A 20,658-nucleotide genomic window follows, 5' to 3' on the forward strand; every position below is an offset into this window, starting at 1 on the left:
AACACGACCGTTAAGCCCTCCAGCGCCGATGGTACTTGGACCGCAGGGTCCTGGGAGAGTAGGACGTCGCCAAGCAATATAAAAGAGCACAGCCTTAACGGGCTGTGCTCTTTTTCCTATAACCGATTCATTTATCATTCACATGAAAGATCTTTCTCATGGATTCGGTCAAAAGTTTTATGATATCCTGGTTGTCCTTTGTATAGTGGTGCTTAGTTAGCATTTTTAACAAAGGACAGTATTAACTGGGGAGTTAATCTATTTCAACCTGTTCTGTCTGAAGGACACTCAAGGCTTGAAGTTTACGGGTAATTTCTTTTTGCCACTTGGTATCTCCGACTTGTACGGCAAGATTGAGAAGGTCCAAATAATCATCAATATGCAGGGAGGTTTTACTGAAAGTTTCTTTCACTGCGGTCCTGCCTCCTTTAAAGTCTATGTGTATTTATCATTTAATAATGATAATCATTATCAAAATATGATCTTATTCATATTATGCCTGTGTTCTAGATAAATTGCAAGTTATGATATGAATGAATTTTGAAGCACGCAAATGAGGGCTTGAAAAAACAAACCCTTCTCCTTAAGTTCACGCATTGTTCACGTCTTTTCTATGGAACATAATGAAAAGAACAAGCGGGCATTGAGTGTCCACCAATAAGGAGGGCAAATTGCGCAATGCTTCAACAAGAGGAGGAAAAGGACCATGAGCAGAACAAAAATGAAAGCGTTTGCCATTGTGATGGTGAGCGCCTTGGCATTGACGCTGGCAGCTTGTAATAACGGACAAAGCGCAAGTCCGGGAAATTCAGGAGAACCGAGCAAAGGCACCGAAACGAAAGATGTTACGATTACCTTTCAGAACATTAATCCTGATCCGAGCACCCCTTCGTACAAAATGATTAAGCAAATTGTAGGTCAATACGAGCAGGATCATCCTCATGTCAAAATTGAATTGGATTCGCTAAATACAGATCAACAAAAGCTTAAGCTGAAAACACAGGCAGCGGCGAAGGAAGTACCTGATATCACGATTGTAAACCCGGCTGCACAGATGAAGCCATTCGTAGATGCCGGGCTGCTGGCTCCATTAAACGATGTGGCTGATAAAGAGGGGCTAAAAGATACGTTTCAGAATGGACTTCTTAATTACTATAGTTTCGACGATAAGCTCTACGCTTTTCCGGACGGTAACAATATAGAAGTGGTGTTTTACAATAAGGAACTGTTCAAGCAGGCGGGAATCCAGAAGTTGCCGACCACCTTTGACGAGCTGATTACGACGGTCAAAACGCTGAAGGCGAAGGGAATTACTCCGATTGCCATTGGGGAAAAGGATTCATGGACGGGGTCCCTCCTTTTTATGAACATTTTGTTGCGTACGAATGAAGGACCGAATTTTCTCAATGATGTATTGGACGGCAAAAAGACGTTTAACGACCCGGCTTTTGTGGAAGCGGTGGATGCATTTCAGGAATTGGTGCAGGCAGGAGCTTTCCCGGATGGAGCTACATCTATTGACTACAATGCAGGCGGTAATATTTTTAAAACAGGAAAAGCCGCGATGTATATCATGGGTACATGGGAAACGGGGTCAATTGATGCTTCTTCGGTAGCGGGTAAGGTAGGAGCGTTTCAATTCCCTACGGTGAATGGCAAGGGTGATGTGAATGAGTATGTAATTGCGCCGGGCAGCGCATTTGCGGTATCTGCGAACAGTGAACATTTACAGGAAACGAAGGATTTTCTGCACTATTTTATTAAGGAGATGCCCAAAATTCAGTTTGATCTGAAAAATGCGATTGGCAGCGGTCAGAAAATGAAAGGTGATCTAAAGGAAGCGGGCTACTCCGAGTTAGCGATTAGTCTTAATGAGCTGTTCAAGAATGTAAAAGGGGGCGATCTCGCTTTTGATAATACGATGAATCCGGCTATTGCGCAGGCGCATCTGAGTAGCATTCAAAACCTGTTCGTACAAAAGGAAGACTCTGCACAAGTTGCCAAGGAACATCAGAACACTTTTGAAGCGAATAAATAAGTGAGGTTTTGCAAAAATCCAATAAGCGACTCCCAATGAACAATATATAGATCAAATTGGCCTGGTTCGTCTAGATATTGCACTTTGGAGCGACTGGAATCGAATTTTGCAAAATCCTGAAGTAGCAGGCACTAGGGAGGGGGCGAAATGCTTCTTCCCTGATTGGAAATCATGTAGGTTGTGCATCCTGAGAAGATGTTCAGAATCAACACAAAGGAGATTAGAGCATGAATGTACTGAAGGTGCCAGCACGTACCATTGCCGTTTTCGTGCTACCCTGCCTGTTGTTGTATACCTGTATGGTATTTGTTCCGATTCTGGTATCGGTGTATTGTGGATTGCTGGATTGGAACGGAATTGCCGAGGCAAAGTTCGTGGGGCTGGCTAATTTTGAGCGGATTTTTACAGCAGATTCAGTATTCTGGCCATCCGTGAAACGGACTATGATGTTTGCTGTGTTTTCCATGCTGGAGATTCCGTTCTGTCTGCTGCTGGCGATCTTGCTTAATCGTTATGTGCGTAAGGCCAATACGCTGGTTACGATGTATTTTCTGCCGGTTATTCTGTCGGTGGTCATTATCGGGCAGCTGTGGAAGACGATTTATAATCCGGCCTCGATGGGGGGAATGCTGAACGGTATTTTGATGGCGATTGGGCTGGAAAGCTGGACACGCTCATGGCTGACGGAACCGCAGATAGCGATGTACGCCCTCTATTTTGTATCGTTGTGGCAGTATTTTGGCTATCATTTGCTTATCCAGTTTACCGGGGTACAAAATATACCGAATGAGTTGTACGAAGCAGCCAAAATTGATGGAGCTGAAGGATTCAAAGCAGACCGCTATATTACGCTGCCGCTTATTGTACCTATTTTCAAGATATCAATTGTATTAGCATTTATCGGCTCTCTGCAATCGTTTGATTTGATCTGGGTGATGACGGGTGGAGGACCAGCCCATGCGACGGATACAGTATCCACGTATATGTACAATATGTCCTTTTTATCGATGAAATACGGATATGGCAGCGCATTGGCTTCAATTCTCGTAGTGATTTGCTTGTCATTTACAATTGTGATAAATTTTGTTTTCAAACGAATCGAAAATAAGGTAAGCTAAAGGAGATGGAACTGTTGAATGCCTTGAAAAAAACGGGAGTCTTTTCCTTATTGGCAATCTTAATGGTCACGCAGCTGTATCCACTCTTTTGGCTGCTGACCTATTCGTTGAAGACGAATGAAGAGATATTGAGCTCAAGTTTCTTTGCACTCCCTCAAGTGCCCCAGTGGCACAACTATCAGGAAGCCTATGAATCAGGGAGCTACTTGCGTTATTTAGGAAACAGTGTGCTGGTGACCGGGGTTACGATGATTTTCGTTATTTTATTAAGCTCGATGACTGCTTATGCGATTACACGTTTTCGTTGGCGCTTCGGGGCTGTTGTGCTGACTATGTTTTTGATCGGGATGATGATCCCGATGCAAGCCACACTACTGCCGCTAATGGTGATGTTTAAAAACGTCCATATTCTGAATACGTATTTCTCACTGATTTTACCCTACATTGCTTTTCAGACACCGATTGCGGTCTTCATCCTATCCGGCTTTATGCGGTCCATTCCCCACGAAATTGAAGAATCCGCTTACATTGACGGAGCAAGCATTTATCGTATTTTCCGCAGTGTAATCTTACCCATCTCGATTCCGCCTATCATGACGGTATGTATTTTAACTTTCATTAACATCTGGAATGAATACATTATGGCTGCCACCTTTATCTCATCCGAGAAGCTCAAAACTCTCCCTTTCGGCGTATATACGTTCGTCAGCCAGTATTCTGTGAACTACGGTAATATTGGTGCTTTTCTAGTCATGGGTGCCTTACCGGTCATTATTATTTATTTTGTTCTGTCCGAAAATATCACCAAGGGCATGGTTGCGGGAGCGGTTAAAGGATAGGCGGCCGAAGCGAAAGGAGCGCACGGAGGTATGATGCGCCGTTTTCAATCCATTCAATACCGCTTGTTTGTTCTGTTCCTATTGAGCATGTCCGGCATTGTGCTGGCGGTCAGTCTATTATTTTACAACCGTACTACGGTGCAGTTCCATGATAAGGTCAGCGAGCTGGCGCGAAAAAATGTATCCCAGACGGCAGGCCTGTTCGAATTGCTACTCGGCAGCTATAACAGTCTCTCCAAATCGATCAGCAACAATATGGATTTGGTTCGTCTGTTGACGACGGATAGTAGTGATTTACCTGCTGTCAATTACATCAACGAACGTACGATTACGAATATTCTGGGGGCTATCTATTATTCGCGTGAGGATCTGATTGGCATCCATGTCATCACAGACACAGGCAAGGTATATAACTATGGAAATTATATGAATGTCATTGATACTCATTACGAACATACGGAATGGTATAAGGAAATTCGAAAGTCGGCGGGCAAAATTGCATGGCTGGGCGTGTATCCTCACTCTGTCATTGATCAGGTGGAAACCAGACCCGTGTTTGCGTTTGGGCGGCAGCTCTATGATCTGGATGAACACAAGCCGATTGGTATTGTCCTGTTTGAGGCTGAGCCGCGTTCTGTTTTGTCCGCTCTCCACAATTTGCGGTTAGGCACCAATAGTCAGGTATATTTGTTGGGTCATGAAAATCGAATTGTGTCGGCCACTTCCTCTGATCCGCCACCGGATTTGCAAAATTTAGAGCAGCAGGTACCGGAGGAGGATGTTATTGTAAATCGAAGTAATGAAAGAGTTGTAATCGCTTCCAAGTTGCCGTTTGCCGACTGGTCTGTGATTAGTGTGACACCTAGTGAGGATCTGAACGTGGAGCTGGTGCAAAATCAAAGGTACTTATTTATCGTGGCACCTATACTTATTATTGTGTCGGCGTTAATTGCATCTATCGTCTCCAGGGGCATTTCCCTTCCACTCAAGCGAGTCATTCGGGAAATGAAGCGGGTAGAGACAGGAAATTTCCGTCATACGGTAAACACCAAATCCTATGAAGAAATCAATCAACTAGCTACCTCTTTTAACCATATGGTAAGACGGATTGCAGAGCTAATCGAGCTGGTGCGTATATCATCGGTCAGTGAAAAAAATGCGGAGCTGCACGCGCTGCAGACGCAGGTCAATCCACATTTTCTGTATAATACGCTGGATATGATCTATTGGATGCTGGATGAAAAGGGACAAGATCAGCTCGGAGAGGTGGTTCTCTCCTTATCCCATATGTTCCGTTACAGCAGCCATTGGGAAGAGGGGACTGATGTAAGCCTTCGTGAAGAAGTGGAGCAGGTTGGCCACTATCTTACCATTATCCAAGCCCGGCTGGAGGGCAGGGTATCCGTAGACATCAATATTGAAGAACGATGGATGGATATCCGCTTGCCGAAAATGACCTTACAGCCATTAATTGAAAATGCGGTGAAGCACGGACTGGAGCCTCTTCATGCAGATACAGGTGGCAAGTTGCTCGTCAGAGCGGAGGAATATGGCGGTGTATTGAGTCTGCACATCATCGACAACGGTGCAGGGATGGAGTACGAACGATGGGAGGTGGTCCAGGTCGCTTTGGCAGAACCCGGCAAACAGGCGGGCAGCGGGCAGGCGGGAGGCATCGGCCTGCAAAACCTAAATTTACGGCTACGGCACATGTTCGGAGAAGAGTACGGCCTACGGATCTCTAGCGTACCTGGGGCCGGAACAACAGTCACTGTAAGTGTGCCTCTGCCACAGAAGGAGGAGAAACATGAATATTCTGATAGCTGACGATGAAAATATGATTCGGCAGGGGATTCGGCGTACCATTGGCCAAGCTCTACCAACCTGCGGCATTCATCTCGCTGCTTCCACCGAGGAGGCAGCAGGCATTCTGGCGGAGCATCCTGTAGATATTGTATTAACTGATATCCTGATGCCCGGTATGGATGGTCTGGAATTCATGCGTATTTCTAAGCGAAAGCATCCTCATCTGCAGTGGGTTGTCATTTCGGCCCATTCCGACTTCCATTATGCACAAAGAGCAGTAAAGCTGGGTGCCAAAGACTACCTGTTAAAGCCGATTGGTAAAAGAAAGCTGCTGGAATGCATTGAAATACTGGCAGCCGAAGCGCTTGTGGCCTCGCAGCAGGCGAACGAGGGTAGGCTTCTCAAATCCAATATGGTTTATTTGCGTGAAGCCGTTTTCCAACGCTATGCCCTTGGACTGGACACGGGCAAGCTGGATATACAGCCTTTTGTCGAAAATTATCCGGAATTCCATCTCTTCATGGTTCGCATGGAACCTGATCACAAGCAGACGCATCTGGAGCATTTTATGATTGAAAATGTACTGTCCGAGCTCATTGAGGCAGGAGGCAGCGGCTTTGTCGTCAGTCTAGACCGCCATAGTCTGCTGGGCATTGCAAGGCTAAGGGATGAGGCAGAGGCCGCACGGCTAGAGACGTTGCTCGAATCCCATTTGAAGCGTTATGTGAAGGTGCCCCTACAAATTACACGTTCGGGTGTTCATCACAATTTTGCCTCCATACCTGAAGAGGTGGCGCGACTAAGACGTACACCAGAGGAGATTGCAGCCGCAGCAGCGGATACAGGAGAATGTCTGCGCAAAGGCATGCATACGGTAGATGTGGCATTGCAATACATTCGGGCTCACTTTACAGAGGAGCTGTCGCTGGAGAAGGTGGCTTCAATCGTATTTTTGAATCCGGTGTATTTCAGCCAGTTATTCAAGCAAAAGACGGGACAAGGCTACAAGGATTATGTCATTTGCCTGCGTATGGAGGAGGCGAAGCGGCTGCTCAGTGATCCTCATCTGCGGCTGGCTGATATTTCGGAGCGGATCGGCTATCAGGATATGCGGCATTTTACACAGGTATTCCGGCGCAAATGTGGAATGACTCCAACCGAGTATCGGCATCAAGGAGTCAAGTAAGGCGGTTACCAACGACCGAATGAAGGAAGTTCATCTAGCATCAGACTGTTTCAGGAGTAGAGCGGTAGGCATCTACTCGGGAACAGTCTTTTTCGCGTCTCCAGCTTGTAGCAGTTCAACAAATTTGCGAGCTGCATTGGATAAATAACGATCTTTGCGCCATACGACGGCAGGCTGTGTGAAGGGGAATGGCTCCTTAATGGAGAGTGTGCGAAATCTGTCCCCGTATTCTTGTCCCAAGCCAGCGTCTGGAATAATGGTAATTCCCATGCCTGTGGAAACGAGCGAGAGAATGGTCGATATTTCTGGACAGTCTAGTACGACGCGCGGAATAAGATGGTGTTCCTGAAATTTGCGGATGACGGTTTCGTATAGTCCGTATCCTTCTGTTCGGCGTCCCAACAAGAGGTCATAGCTGGCAGCTTCCTGTAAGGTAATTTCCCCACTGGGATGGCGATCTGCCCATTCACACGGAAGAACCGCAACAAAAGAAACGCCCTCCAGTTCAATCGTATGGTACGATTTGTCATCTACCGGAAGCAGCAGCAGGGCCAGATCAACTTTATTTTGGTGCAGCAGCTCTTCCAGATGATGTGTGTCTCCGTGTCCTATTTTAACGTATACCTCTGGATAAACCTGATGAAAGCGACTGAGTTGTTCAGTAATCAGAGACATACAGGCGGATGACGTGCCTATAGCAAGTGTGCCGGTTACTTTGTTTTCAAACTCCCCAATTTCTCTACAGGTGTCCTCCATTTCAGCCAATAATCGTTTGGCGCGTGTATACAGTGTATACCCGGCCTCGGTAACTTCCCACTTCTTTCCTTCACGGTAAATCAGCTTTACACCAAGCTCGTCCTCCATATTTTTGAGTTGTTGACTCAATGGAGGCTGGGCCATGTTGAGCGTTCTGGCGGCCTTGGTGATTTGGCCTTCCTCCACGATGACGCAAAAGTAATGCAGATGCTTCAAGTCCATTGGGGATTCCTCCTCATTTCTAAACAACGCTTCGATTTGAATACTTTTAAAGTATGCATTACATATATTATATATATTTTTCGTGTGCAGGGAACGGGCGTATAATTTTTGACAGTAATGCATGGGTGAACATAAAACGATGGGATGGAAGGAGGGGACATATGAAGAAAATCATTGTAGGAATATCGGGAGCGACAGGGTCGATCTTTGGTATCCGTATATTACAACAATTACGAGAGGCTGGAGTCCAAAGCCATCTGGTGCTATCCCCGTGGGCTATTGCGAACATCCCCTATGAGACAGGCTACACGGTGAAGGAAGTGGAGGCGATGGCGGATGCGGTCTACTCGTATAAGGATCAGGCTGCGCGTATTTCCAGCGGCTCCTTTCGAGTAGACGGCATGGTCGTCGCTCCTTGCAGCATGAAGACCCTTGCCTCCATTCGTATTGGTATGGCGGACAACCTGCTTACCCGATCAGCGGATGTGATACTAAAGGAGCGAAAGAAGCTGCTGCTCATGACCAGAGAAACACCATTAAGCAGTATCCATCTGGAAAATATGCTGGAGCTGTCACGTATGGGCGTGATGATCCTGCCGCCGATGCCTGCCTTTTATAATCATCCTGCAAGTATCGAGGAATTGGTGGATCATATTGTTTTTCGTGCATTGGATCAGTTCGGTATTGTCACAACCGCAGCCAAACGCTGGGATGGAATGAAGCAGAATGACTCCAGACTGCACCAGAATTGAGAAATCGAAAGACGAAGGAGAATGAATGATGGCTTATAAAGACTTTCGCGATTTTCTACACACCTTGGAAAAGGAGGGACAATTACTCACGATCAGCGATGAGGTAAAGCCGGAGCCGGACCTCGCAGCAGCTAACAGAGCATTAAACAATCTTGGAGATAAGACGCCTGCTCTCATTTTCAACAACATCTATGGATATACGGATGCTCGTATTGCAATGAATGTGATGGGCTCCTGGCCCAATCATGCCCTCATGATGGGGATGCCAAAAAACACGCCGCTCAAGGAGCAGTTTTTTGAATTTGCCAGACGCTATGAACAATTTCCGGTGCCCGTGAAGCGGGAAGAAACCGCACCCTTTCATGAAGTCGAGATTACAGAGGATATTAATTTGTTTGATATTTTGCCGTTGTTTCGTTTGAATCAGGGGGACGGTGGGTTTTATCTGGATAAAGCAATTCTAGTTTCACGCGATCTGGATGACCCGGACACCTACGGTAAGCAAAATGTCGGCTTATACCGGATGCAGGTGAAAGGCAAGAACCGTTTGGGCATCCAGCCTGTACCACAGCATGATATTGCGATCCATATCCGTCAGGCTGAGGAGCGCGGAGAAAATCTGAAGGTGGCTATTGCCCTCGGATGTGAGCCTGTGATTACAACGGCTGCTTCTACGCCGCTGCTGTACGATCAATCCGAATATGAGATGGCGGGCGCCATTCAGGGTGAGCCTTATCGTGTGGTCAAAGCGAAGGATGCAGATCTGGATCTGCCTTGGGGAGCCGAGGTCATTTTGGAAGGCGAAGTGTTAGCAGGTGAACGTGAGTATGAAGGTCCATTCGGTGAATTCACAGGTCACTATTCCGGCGGCCGCGCGATGCCAGTCATTCAGATTAATCGTGTATATCACCGCAAACAGCCTATCTTTGAGCATCTGTACATCGGGATGCCTTGGACGGAAACGGATTATATGATCGGTGTGAATACAAGTGTACCGTTGTTTCAGCAGCTTAAGGATGCTTTTCCTAATGAAATCGTAGCCGTTAATGCCATGTATACGCATGGGCTGGTCGCTATTATTTCCACGAAAACCCGGTATGGCGGCTTTGCAAAGGCTGTGGGAATGCGTGCGTTAACGACTCCGCATGGATTGGGGTATTGCAAGCTCGTGATTGTGGTGGATGAGGAGGTCGATCCGTTCAATCTGCCGCAGGTCATGTGGGCTTTATCCACCAAGCTTCATCCAAAGCATGATACTGTCATTGTTCCTGGCTTGTCTATTTTACCGCTTGACCCCGGCTCTGATCCGGCAGGTATGACGCACAAAATGATATTGGATGCGACGACACCTGTAGCACCGGATATTAGAGGACATTACTCGCAGTCGCTCGATTCCCCATTGGGTGTAGCAGAATGGGAGAAAAAGTTGAGCCAAATGCTTCGCTGAATATTTTTAAAAATAAAGAAAGATTAAAGGAGTGCTGACAGATGCATATTTGTCCCCGTTGTGAATCTAATCGTTCGGAGGTTGTTACCCGCTCGCCAGTTAAAGGCGCCTGGGAGGTTTTGTTGTGCCCTGTATGCCTGTTCACATGGCGTACCTCAGAACCGGATAGCATTACGGATCCCGCAAAGTATAAATCGGCGTTCAAGGTAAACCCCCAAGATATTCCCAATGCTGCTCATGTTCCTCCTATTCCAGAGCGGATATAGGGTCGTTCGTAAGTAGCCGTAAATTATGGTACTTTGAAGTTATAGGCCAAAATTAAAGGGGAATATACTTCATGCAGACACCAAGGATCGGTAAGGAACTGTTTACGCTGTTGGACGGTAAGGAGTTGAAGGACAAGCAGCATGAAGCAATGATGCTGATGACGGTCACGGAAGATCAGTGGCCGCACATAGCGATGATTAGTGTGGGCGAGGTTGTAGCGCTGGACGAGGGGAATTTGCGTTTGGCACTATGGCCGGGTACGACCACGACGGGCAACATGATCCGTACTGGCAAGGCGACGCTTGCGGTGTTTACTGGGGGGAAGGCGCATTATGTGCGGTTGTCGCTGGAACATCTGCCTGCTTTGCCCGGAGCCAAGCATGTACGTGAGCGATTTGCGGCGCATGTTTTTGCAGCCAGAGAAGATTCGGCCCAATATGCGGATATCTTGACAGGTGTCACGGTCCGTCTCAAGGAACCGGAATCGGTGATCCATCGTTGGAAGGAAACGGTGGCTGAGCTGTTAATGTAATGCCATCTGATTACTCCGTCGTTTATATGCACCAACTGGCTCCTAATATGGAAGAATACCATCATTTAAGAGTTCGCGCAGCAGCATATAGCTGTTTGTAAATGCGAGATTGTGGATCTGTTGAGAAAAATCTTCACTATGGCTCTGAAGCTACAAAAATTGTAATGTCTAATTTTTATCAGAAACGATCTAGTTAATAAGGACCAAATTTCCTTCGAAGCCTAAACTATTCTTTTCCATATGACGACATAAAACGTAGGTGTAAGGATTTTGCGAAATCCTTAATTTAAGTTTTGAAATGGGAGGGAATTAGATTTTGAAGAATAGATGGTCCGGTTTTCTGGCGTTGGTCATCCTGATTTCAAGTTTTACATCATATGCAGGATTTGCATCTGCTGCGGATGCAGTGCTTTCCAAGATTGTCCTTTCCTCTAACGAGGTAACTTTGCAGCAGGGAGATACGGCAGCGTTGACGGCTACTGCTGTTTTTAGCGATGGGACAACCTCGAATGTAACCGTAAGCACGGATTGGAAAAGTGATAATACAGCTATTGCTACTGTGTATAATGGTACAGTTTCGGCCAAGGCTGAAGGGGAAGCCACCGTGGTTGCGACCTATAAAGAGAAGGTACAATCGGTTCAGGTACATGTAACGAAAAAGGTTAAGGCGCTGACATCCAGTGTACAAAGCCTGAACTTGCGTTCAAGCGGTACAGGACAGGTTGATTTGACAGCGACATACAGTGATAATACAACAGCTCAGGTTTCGGGTGATGCTACTTGGACCTCCGATAATCAAAAGGTAGCCACAGTAGTGAACGGATTGGTTACCGCTCAGGGAGCAGGTACAGCTAATATTAAGGCCGTATATGGTCAACAGACCGTAACCATTGCTGTGCAGGTGGAGCAGGTTAAACGCCTCGATGTTAGTTCATCAGAGGTTTCTCTTTTGTTGAAGGATACTGAGAAGGTTAAGCTTTCAGCGACGTTCCCGGATGGATCGGTACAGGACGTGACAGAGTCCGCTGAGTGGAGCTCCAGCAATGCAGCTGTGGCGGATGTACTGAAAGGCACCATTACCGGCTATAGCGCGGGAAAGGCGACAATTACAGGTAAATATGGCACGATGTCCGCTACGATTTCGGTGGATGTCGATCAAACGAATAAGTTGAAAGCCAGTGAATCCAATATTTTTCTCCGTCTGGATGAATCTAAAAAAGTACAAGTTTCTGCCGTTTATCCGGATGGGACGGTAACGGATATCACAGATAAAGCTACTTGGACATCAAGCGATGAAAAAATTGCGACTGTGAATAAGGGAACGATTATGGCGATTGGAGCGGGTTCGGCTACGGTGACCGCTAAGTATGGAGATAAGACCGTTTCGATCAAGACAGATGTCGAAACCTCCAGATATCTGGATTTGAGTGAGGACAAGCTGAGCCTGAATGCCAAGGAATCCAAAAAGCTCAAGCTGACCGCAACGTATGTAACAGGTACGGAAGAAGATATCACAAGTAAGGCAGAGTGGAAGTCCAGCAATGAAGACATCGCTTTTGTCAGTGCGGGAGAAGTCACGGGTTATAAAACAGGTGAGGCTACGATCACCGCTTCTTATGGTGGCAAAACAGTTACAGCTACGGTATCCGTAAATGTACCCGGTGATCTGTCTCTGTCCTCCAAAACGGCAACGATTGATATTGATGAGGACTATACTGCAACTTTGACGGCTACTTATGCGGATGGACGTAAAGAAGATGTAACACAGGATGCAGAATGGACTTCAAGCGCAGAAGATATTGCCTCTGTGTCCAAAGGAACGATTACGGGTAAATCCGCTGGTAAAGCGGTTATTACAGCGACCTATAATGGCAAAAAACTGACGATTAACGTGCAAGTAGGCCTTGTAGACCGTCTGGAAACAGACTCGCGTGTAATTGCGCTTGGTGCTCAGGAAACGAAGCAACTGAAAGTAACAGGAGTTAAGAGTGGCGGTACAAAAACAGATGTAACTAAGGACGCCACCTGGACAACTAGCAATGTAAAAGTGGTTGAGGTTAGCGAAGGTTTGATCAAAGCGAATGGTAGCGGTAAGGCAACTGTGACTGCTTCATATGGCAAGCAAAACATTACGTTTACGGTAGAAGTGGACGTAGCGCAAAAGATTGAAGCGGATGCAATCGCGCTATCGCTCAAATCTGGAGATCAAAAAACCATCGCGATTGTGGTTAAATCGAGTGATGGTAAAGAAAAGGACGTTACGGCCCAAGCTGAATGGAAAACGTCTAATTATAAGGTAGCCACTGTTAAAAAGGGTCAGGTTACCGCGGTTAGCTACGGTAAAGCTAACATTCAGGCGAAATTTGGCGGGAAGGTAATCAGCGTACCTGTGGATGTTGATACGCTTAAATACCTGCAAACAGACGAAGTCGCATTGAATTTGAAGGCAGGACAGCTGGCTAAGGTTACGGCTACAGCCACGTATAAGGATGAGTCGGAGAAGGATGTCTCCAAACCGGCTGTCTGGTCCTCGTCCAGAATTATTGTTGCGACCGTCAAAGACGGTAACATTAAGGCACAGGGCAAGGGTAAAGCTGTAATTACTGTGAAATATGCAGGTAAAATGACGAAGGTACAGGTAACCGTTCAGTAAAAAAGAGAGCAAGCATACGTCCAAGGACGATAGGCTTGCTCTTTTATTTTAAGGAGGCTACCGCTTATAATTTATGACTTATCCTTCTTGGTTGGTGTGTTGCGTGTAAGTGATTCGGTCAAACGCTTGCCAGTCGGCGTCTGGGCCAACCCGCCTTTGGCGGTCTCGCGGTGCTTCGACGGCATCGCACTGCCGACTTCAAGCATCACGTCAATGACTTCGTCAGACGGAATAGCGCTGCGCACACCCGCCAAAGCCATATCTGCTGCGGCAAGTGCAGTCACGGCTCCCAGCCCGTTGCGCACGATGCACGGGATCTCCACGAGTCCGGCGACGGGGTCGCAAATCAGGCCGAGCGTGTTCTTAAGGGCGAGACCCACGGCGTGAACAGCCTGTTCAGGCGTACCACCGCGCAGCTCGACCATAGCGCCAGCGGCCATCCCGATAGCTGAGCCAATCTCAGCCTGACAGCCTCCCTCCGCGCCAGAAATGAAGGAGTTGTTGGCGATCACGTAGCCAATGGCTCCAGCGGCGAATAGGCCGTTCACCATATGCTCATCATCCCAGCCGAACCGTTCCTGCGCACTGATGAATACACCAGGGATAACCCCACATGAGCCTGCGGTAGGCGTGGCGACAATGCGACCCATGGATGCATTAACCTCCGACACGGAGAGGGCATAAGCCATGGCGAGCGCGGAGGCATCACCGGAGCAGGTTTCCCCTGCCCGCAGATACTCGGCTAGGCGCTTGCCGTCACCGCCCGTCAATCCACTGCGGGATACGGTGTCTTGTGTCTGACCGCGATGAACGGCTTCCTTCATGACTTCATAATAATCAGACATTTGGCGAAAGATTTCTTCCTCCGTTGTATTCGTTTCTTGTACCTGCTCTTGAATCATCAAGCGGCCAATCGTGGTGGATTCTTCAGCGCATAAAGCGCTGATCTCATGCAGATGGCTAAACCGCATCGGATTCAGCTCCTTTTTTCAAATTAATCATCTTAATTTCATACATATGAGGTAAAGAACGCAGTTCCGCAATTAGTTCAGCTGGAGCAGAACTGTCCGTTTCAATGGCGGTGAGTGCTTCACCATCCCGGCCCTTGCGATCTACGTGCATATAGGCAATGTTAATGTGAGCCTCGCCCAGCGCTGAAGTTATCGCGCCCAATGTACCGGGCTTATCCGAGTGGAGAAGCACCAGCGTAGGCAGCTCCCCGGTCAGATTGACCCGGAATTCATTCAGTTGCTGGACATGGATGCTGCCGCCGCCGATGGAGGAGCCCAACAGTGTGCGCTGATCCTCGCCCTTCCACAGCTCGAAACGGACAGTGTTCGGATGAGGGGCGGGGAGTCCGCTGACGGCGAATTCCACGGCCATCCCGGCTTGTTCGGCCCATTGCTCGGCATCGGGAATCCGGTGATCGTCCGTATCGTAATTAAGCAGTCCTGCGATGAGCGCCAGATCTGTACCGTGTCCTTTATACGTATCGGCAAAGGAGCCGTATAATGTCATGCGGGCACGGTCAGGCTGCGCTCCGAGCCAGTGCCGGGCAACGCGTGCGAGTCGCACCGCGCCTGCGGTGTGTGAACTGGAAGGTCCGGTCATGGCCGGGCCGATAATGGAAAATACATCTTTGAAACGCATGGTGTGGCCCCCTGTATGTTCTAATACCATACTATATGGTATTTCCGCGTCTTTGCGCGTTTATGACGGTTCCTAATGCTGACGCGCAATGTGAGCACAAAAAAGGACAGGATAAGGAAGTTTCCCTTATCTCTGTCCTCGTTACCTGAGAGTTTCGTGCGGTGTTCTTACCGCCTTACCCCTTGGGTGGCTTGCGCTCTCTCCAGAGTTGCGTCAGATGACGATACATGGACCTGAGAGATTATCCGCCAGCCGGGTGCTGGCGTCTTGCTCCTTCGGTGCCGCCAGAGTGTAGGCTCCCTGGACAGACTCTCCCGTCATCTTCATTCGCGTATACCGTTCTACATGTCTTCCTTAGGGTAATGTATGCCGTGCTCGGTGTCAATCACAGGGTTCAATTTTTACATAAACAGGTGCGTTTCCAATAAAAAAGATTAAAATTTACATAATTATGGATGAAATCAGGAAGGAATTAGAAGATTGGCGGCTAATCTGATAAAGGACAAGTACATTTATAGAAAACATAGGAGGGATATTGACGTATGGTAAAAGGCTTGCGGTTCACAGGTTCACGCTTAAAAGGGATGCTGCATCTAGCAGCAATCGTATCACTGCTGATCGGGATCTTCGTTCCATTCGGTCAGGTCAAGGCAGAGGGAGTATTGACAGTAGCCGAAGCACTTCAAGGCCAAAGCAGTGGAGGTACGGTGACGGTGGAAGGCTACATCGTCGGACATGCTACCGGATCGAAAACGGCTAACTTTTCTTCTCCGTTCGCGAATGATTTTAACGTACTGATTGCTGATCAGGCAAATGAACGTAATACGTCTAATCTATTGGATGTACAGCTGACTTCAGCGTACAGAGGGCAATTTGGGCTGTCAGGCCATCCTGAGCTGATCGGCAGCAAAATTCGTGTGACGGGTACACTCGGCGCCTACAATAATTTTGGTGGAGTGAAAAGCCCAAGCGCTGTTGAACTGGTGAGCGGAAGCGAGCCGGGGGAACCAGGTGAACCTGGCGAACCTGGCAACCCGGGTCAACCCGGTACTACATTGCCGGATGGAAAAGGCAAAAAGGTGCTGTTCGATAATACGCACGCACAGACCGCTGGTGCAGCAGATTGGGTCATTGAAGGCGCCTTCTCCGACTTTGCCAATGGACTGCGTAATGTAGGCTTTACGGTAGACCAATTGAATCGCCCCATTCCTTTTACTTATGGAGAGCAGGCCATAACATATGACAAGCTGCGCCAATATGATGTGTTCATTATTGGTGAAGCGAATGTTGCCTTTAAGGCATCCGAGCAGGCTGCTCTGCTGCAATACGTGAATAACGGGGGGAGCGTCTTCTTCATCTCCGATCATTATAATGCGGACCGTAACAAAAACCGTTGGGATTCCTCCGAAGTTATGAATGGCTACCGTCGTGGAGCCTATACTAATCCGGCCAAAGGCATGACTGCAGAAGAAGCAGCATCACCGGCGATGCAAGGATTAACAAGCTCCGATTGGCTGGCGACCAACTTTGGTGTTCGTTTCCGTTATAATGCGCTTGGTGACGTGAATGCTACTGACATTGTAGCCGCAGATCAATCTTTCGGTATTACCAAGGGTGTGCGCTCGATTGCAATGCATGCAGGATCTACGCTGGCTATTATTGATCCTACCAAGGCTAAAGGCATTGCTTATATCCCTTCAGGCACGAACAAATGGGGGAATGCTGTAGACCAGGGAGTTTATAACGGTGGGGGCCGTGCAGAAGGGCCTTATGCCGCTATCTCCAAGGTAGGTCAAGGCAAGGCAGCGTTCATCGGTGATTCTTCCCCTGTAGAAGATGCTACACCGAAATATGTGCGTGAGGAAAACGGACAGTCGAAGAAGACATATGATGGTTTCGAGGAAGTGGATGATTCCACCTTCCTGGTACAAACGGTCCAATGGCTTGCATGGAAGCAGGACTACACGAAATTGTCTGATGTGGCAGGTTTGACTCTGGATCAACCAACGAAGCTTCTGCCATTCGAGGAGCCTGCGGCTTCTACCGAACCACAGGCTGAGCCTTGGTCTGCGCCGGCAGCAGGCTACAAATGGTATGATCCTAGAACGTTCAAGTCTGGCTCCTATGGAGCGGCTTCATAATTATCGCCAGAAGCTCAATGTGAGCTGGCATTAGTTAGTCGTTTGATCCCTGTAGAGGGATCAAACGACTTTTTTTGTGATGAAAATTAACCTGTGGTTGGTTATTTCATTACATTTTGTGCCAGAAAGGCCGCGCTACTGCTGGATCATTGATTTTTTAAATGATGTTGATAGCATAATCTTAATTGATATATCCATATACTGGTGATAGGATGTATTCAAATTATTCCGACAAAAACGGTATGTAATGTTCATGAGAGGTTTTAAACATCAAACATGGTGAGAATAAGCGGGACAAGACCATGGAGAATGGAGGAAGCGCGCATTGAATACCGAACCCGTGTTGGAAATTAAAGGATTATCCGTCTCTTTTCGCATCAAGGATCAATATCACCCCGCAGTCGACCATTTGGATCTGACGGTCAACCCCAATGAAGTGCTGGCTGTAGTCGGAGAATCTGGCTGTGGCAAAAGCGCGCTGGCGCTTTCTATCCCGCAACTGCATGACATGGAACGCACACGTGTAGAGGGAGAGGTCCTTTTTAAAGGCACGGACCTGAACCGTCTTTCTTCAGGGCAAATGAATAAAATCCGCGGAGCGGGCATTGGTATGATTTTTCAGGACCCGCTGACAGCACTCAACCCGTTGATGAGCATTGGCAAGCAGATTGAGGAAAATCTTGATTATCATACGTCACTATCTACGAAGCAAAAAAGGGAACGTGTGCTGGAGCTGCTGGAAAGTGTAGATATACCGAATCCTGTGCGTGTGTATGATCAGTATCCGCATGAACTGTCAGGAGGGATGCGGCAGCGTGTGATGATCGCGATTGCCATAGCTTGCCGACCTTCTCTTATTATTGCAGATGAACCAACTACTGCGCTCGATGTAACGATCCAATCGCAAATTCTCGACTTGCTCAAACAGCTTCAACAGGAGACTGAGAGCGGAATTATCCTGATTACGCACGATCTTGGTGTTGTGGCAGAAGTAGCCGACCGCGTGGTGGTCATGTATGCCGGAGAAATCGTGGAGAGCGCTGATGTTTTTGAATTATTCAGGCATCCACAGCATCCGTATACGCGTTCTTTGCTTGCTTCTATGCCGGGATCGCATACCAAGGGGGAATCACTGCATGTCATCGGCGGCATTGTTCCCTCATTACAAGATATCCCCCGCAATAGTTGCCGCTTTGCTCCGCGTATTCCTTGGATTCAGGAGAGAGTGCATGAAGACCATCCCCAACTAAATGAAATTTCCCCTGGACATTGGGTCCGTTGTACATGTTATCAGCATTTTCATTTTGAAGACGAGGCAAAGGGGGAGGTTGCTCATGGCACTACTAGAGTTAAATGATCTAAGGGTCCACTATCCGGTGCGCGGTGGTTTCTTCCAGCGTGTTATCGATCAGGTGAAAGCAGTGGATGGCGTGTCGATCAGCATTGAGGCAGGCCAGACATACGGGCTGGTGGGAGAATCCGGCTGTGGAAAAACGACGACAGGCAGGACGATCATCGGTCTAAATAAGCTGACGAGCGGACGGATTCTGTTTAAAGGAAAGGACCTTACAGCTCTGAGCCGTAACAATCGCCATCCACTGCGTAGAGATATTCAGATGATTTTTCAGGACCCATACTCTTCGCTCAACCCGCGTAAGCGCGTATTGGATGTCATTGCTGAACCGCTGCGAAATTTTGAAAGGCTGAGCAGTGAGGAAGAACGAAGGAAAGTACAGACGTTGCTGGAAAAGGTCGGCTTGAACGCCGATGCAGCCTACAAATATCCGCATGAATTTTCCGGGGGGCAGCGGCAGCGGATCGGGATCGCGCGTGCGCTTACATTAAACCCCAAGCTGATCATTGCAGATGAGCCGGTGTCGGCGCTGGACGTTTCCGTGCAGGCACAAGTGCTTAATTTTATGAAGGATGTGCAGCGGGAGTTTAATTTAACGTATTTGTTCATTAGTCATGACCTAGGTATTATCCGCCATATGTGTGACCAAATCGGTATTATGTATCGGGGTCGTTTAGTGGAGCAGGGGAGCGAGCAAGACATTTATGAGCGTCCACAGCATCTGTATACCCAGCGCCTCATTGCAACCATTCCCAATATTGATCCTACAAAACGACTGGAAAATGCCCAAAAAAGGCGAATGCTTTTATCCTCCTACAAAACAGAGCTACCCCAACATCTAGACGCGAGTGGAAAGCCGTTTGCACTAAAATCAGTAAGTCCATCCCATCAAGTCGCGCTACCATAAGGGGGGTACAGAATATGTGGAAATTTACACTGCGTCGGCTGCTGGTTATGATCCCTCAACTTTTTGCACTGAGCGTGCTTATATTTTTCCTAGCTAAGGCTATGCCGGGGGATGCCCTGACAGGACTTATTACCTCGACACCCAATCTGAATCCGGCCGCACTGGAAGAACAGCGACAAAAACTGGGACTGAATGATCCGGTGTGGGTGCAGTATGGGAACTGGCTCGTCCAGCTGGCTCACGGGGATCTGGGCAAATCTTATGTACATAAAATTAGCGTTACCGATCTGATTGGCAGCCGTCTGGGGAACACGTTCTTTCTGGGCGTAGTAATTCTGGTTCTGACGTATCTGATCGCCATTCCGCTCGGCGTACTCAGCGGTCGTTATCAGCATAGTTTGCTGGATAAAACCGTAGTGGGCTATACCTATCTCAGCTTTGCGACACCTCTATTTATACTCGCGTTGTTGTTGCTGTACGTATTCGGATTCAGGCTCGGCTGGTTTCCAACCAGCGGCAGTGTGGATGTAGGCGTGGAGCCGGGAACATGGGCATATTACGTGAACAAGTCGTATCATCTCATTTTACCTGCGGTTACAGGCGCAATGCTCAGTACAACGGCTACGATTCAGTATTTGCGCAATGAGGTCATTGACACAAGACTGAAGGATTTTGTGAAAACAGCGCGTTCCAAAGGGGTGCCCGAAGGTAAAATTTATTCCCGCCATATTTTCAAAAACTCTCTATTGCCGATTGCTGCCTTTTTGGGCTATGACCTGACGGGAGTAATTGCAGGCAATATTTTTCTTGAATCTATTTTCGGTTATCCGGGGTTGGGCCAATTATTTCTCCAGTCCATCACTCAACGGGATTTTTCAGTCGTGAACGCGCTGGTCATGATCTCTGGCTTCTTGGCGCTATTAGGAACTCTTTTATCTGATGTCATCCTAAGCAAAGTCGATCCCCGCATTCGAATTGAATAGCGAACAA

At 47.7% G+C, this 20,658-nt stretch carries 18 protein-coding genes, 1 rRNA gene and 1 riboswitch; of the genes, 15 read left to right on the top strand and 4 right to left on the bottom strand.

Going from position 1 to position 20,658, the window contains the following annotated elements:
• Window positions 1-75, top strand: a 5S ribosomal RNA gene (gene rrf, locus NLX78_RS26900); the annotation flags it as partial.
• Window positions 76-253: 178 nt separating this feature from the next.
• Here rrf and NLX78_RS13930 read toward each other — a convergent pair.
• Window positions 254-412, bottom strand: a complete 159-nt coding sequence (locus NLX78_RS13930; protein WP_165147892.1) for a hypothetical protein — start codon at window positions 410-412, stop codon at window positions 254-256.
• Between the two features lie 294 nt (window positions 413-706).
• On the opposite strand from NLX78_RS13930, the gene NLX78_RS13935 reads away from it, so the two are divergent.
• The 5 genes from NLX78_RS13935 to NLX78_RS13955 all read left to right on the top strand — a co-directional run bounded on the left by NLX78_RS13935 (window position 707) and on the right by NLX78_RS13955 (window position 6,987).
• Window positions 707-2,038, top strand: coding sequence for an extracellular solute-binding protein (locus tag NLX78_RS13935; protein WP_254350716.1), 1,332 nt, complete (start codon window positions 707-709; stop codon window positions 2,036-2,038).
• Window positions 2,039-2,265: 227 nt separating this feature from the next.
• A complete protein-coding gene (locus tag NLX78_RS13940; protein ID WP_061832099.1) occupies window positions 2,266-3,156 on the top strand; it encodes a carbohydrate ABC transporter permease in 891 nt (296 codons plus the stop codon).
• A 5-nt stretch (window positions 3,157-3,161) separates the two neighbouring features.
• Entirely contained in the window at window positions 3,162-3,995 is an 834-nt protein-coding gene (locus NLX78_RS13945; RefSeq protein WP_483311679.1) for a carbohydrate ABC transporter permease, read from the top strand.
• Window positions 3,996-4,025: 30 nt separating this feature from the next.
• Window positions 4,026-5,822, top strand: a complete 1,797-nt coding sequence (locus tag NLX78_RS13950; RefSeq protein ID WP_061832098.1) for a sensor histidine kinase — start codon at window positions 4,026-4,028, stop codon at window positions 5,820-5,822.
• Window positions 5,803-6,987: a response regulator gene (locus NLX78_RS13955; RefSeq protein ID WP_025723834.1), complete on the top strand. Its 1,185-nt coding sequence runs from the start codon at window positions 5,803-5,805 to the stop codon at window positions 6,985-6,987. Before NLX78_RS13950 ends, NLX78_RS13955 begins: the two co-directional genes overlap by 20 nt.
• A gap of 72 nt (window positions 6,988-7,059) precedes the next feature.
• Here NLX78_RS13955 and NLX78_RS13960 read toward each other — a convergent pair whose 3' ends face one another.
• On the bottom strand, window positions 7,060-7,965 hold the full coding sequence (locus NLX78_RS13960; RefSeq protein ID WP_254350718.1) for a LysR family transcriptional regulator: 906 nt from the start codon (window positions 7,963-7,965) through the stop codon (window positions 7,060-7,062).
• Between the two features lie 161 nt (window positions 7,966-8,126).
• Between NLX78_RS13960 and NLX78_RS13965 the strand changes: the two genes are divergently transcribed.
• The 5 genes from NLX78_RS13965 to NLX78_RS13985 all read left to right on the top strand — a co-directional run bounded on the left by NLX78_RS13965 (window position 8,127) and on the right by NLX78_RS13985 (window position 13,616).
• Entirely contained in the window at window positions 8,127-8,717 is a 591-nt protein-coding gene (locus tag NLX78_RS13965) for a flavin prenyltransferase UbiX (RefSeq protein ID WP_013369033.1), read from the top strand.
• A gap of 28 nt (window positions 8,718-8,745) precedes the next feature.
• Window positions 8,746-10,164 (top strand): non-oxidative hydroxyarylic acid decarboxylases subunit C, encoded by a 1,419-nt coding sequence (locus tag NLX78_RS13970; protein WP_254350857.1) that lies wholly within the window; start codon window positions 8,746-8,748, stop codon window positions 10,162-10,164.
• Window positions 10,165-10,205: 41 nt separating this feature from the next.
• Window positions 10,206-10,430, top strand: coding sequence for a non-oxidative hydroxyarylic acid decarboxylases subunit D (locus tag NLX78_RS13975; protein ID WP_028541239.1), 225 nt, complete (start codon window positions 10,206-10,208; stop codon window positions 10,428-10,430).
• A gap of 71 nt (window positions 10,431-10,501) precedes the next feature.
• A complete protein-coding gene (locus NLX78_RS13980) occupies window positions 10,502-10,963 on the top strand; it encodes a pyridoxamine 5'-phosphate oxidase family protein (protein WP_254350719.1) in 462 nt (153 codons plus the stop codon).
• A 316-nt stretch (window positions 10,964-11,279) separates the two neighbouring features.
• Window positions 11,280-13,616 (top strand): Ig-like domain-containing protein, encoded by a 2,337-nt coding sequence (locus NLX78_RS13985; protein WP_250259735.1) that lies wholly within the window; start codon window positions 11,280-11,282, stop codon window positions 13,614-13,616.
• Window positions 13,617-13,687: 71 nt separating this feature from the next.
• Here NLX78_RS13985 and sdaAA read toward each other — a convergent pair whose 3' ends face one another.
• Window positions 13,688-14,587, bottom strand: a complete 900-nt coding sequence (sdaAA, locus tag NLX78_RS13990) for an L-serine ammonia-lyase, iron-sulfur-dependent, subunit alpha (RefSeq protein ID WP_071639258.1) — start codon at window positions 14,585-14,587, stop codon at window positions 13,688-13,690.
• The gene (gene sdaAB, locus NLX78_RS13995; protein ID WP_254350720.1) at window positions 14,577-15,266 is read right to left on the bottom strand and encodes an L-serine ammonia-lyase, iron-sulfur-dependent subunit beta; all 690 of its coding nucleotides are present in this window, start codon (window positions 15,264-15,266) and stop codon (window positions 14,577-14,579) included. Before sdaAB ends, sdaAA begins: the two co-directional genes overlap by 11 nt.
• Before the next feature lie 211 nt (window positions 15,267-15,477).
• A riboswitch (glycine riboswitch) is annotated at window positions 15,478-15,593 on the bottom strand.
• Between the two features lie 215 nt (window positions 15,594-15,808).
• Between sdaAB and NLX78_RS14000 the strand changes: the two genes are divergently transcribed.
• The 4 genes from NLX78_RS14000 (at window position 15,809) to opp4B (ending at window position 20,651) form a co-directional block, all read left to right on the top strand.
• The gene (locus NLX78_RS14000; protein ID WP_254350721.1) at window positions 15,809-17,407 is read left to right on the top strand and encodes a DUF6359 domain-containing protein; all 1,599 of its coding nucleotides are present in this window, start codon (window positions 15,809-15,811) and stop codon (window positions 17,405-17,407) included.
• 325 nt (window positions 17,408-17,732) lie between these two features.
• Window positions 17,733-18,764, top strand: coding sequence for an ABC transporter ATP-binding protein (locus tag NLX78_RS14005; RefSeq protein ID WP_254350722.1), 1,032 nt, complete (start codon window positions 17,733-17,735; stop codon window positions 18,762-18,764).
• Complete coding sequence (locus tag NLX78_RS14010; RefSeq protein WP_250267258.1) at window positions 18,742-19,668, top strand: ABC transporter ATP-binding protein; 927 nt, start codon at window positions 18,742-18,744, stop codon at window positions 19,666-19,668. Before NLX78_RS14005 ends, NLX78_RS14010 begins: the two co-directional genes overlap by 23 nt.
• Before the next feature lie 14 nt (window positions 19,669-19,682).
• Window positions 19,683-20,651 (top strand): oligopeptide ABC transporter permease, encoded by a 969-nt coding sequence (opp4B, locus tag NLX78_RS14015; RefSeq protein ID WP_254350723.1) that lies wholly within the window; start codon window positions 19,683-19,685, stop codon window positions 20,649-20,651.
• Window positions 20,652-20,658 lie beyond the last annotated feature (7 nt).

Source organism: Paenibacillus sp. Lou8.1, assembly GCF_024213565.1.
Taxonomy (GTDB): domain Bacteria; phylum Bacillota; class Bacilli; order Paenibacillales; family Paenibacillaceae; genus Paenibacillus; species Paenibacillus polymyxa_B.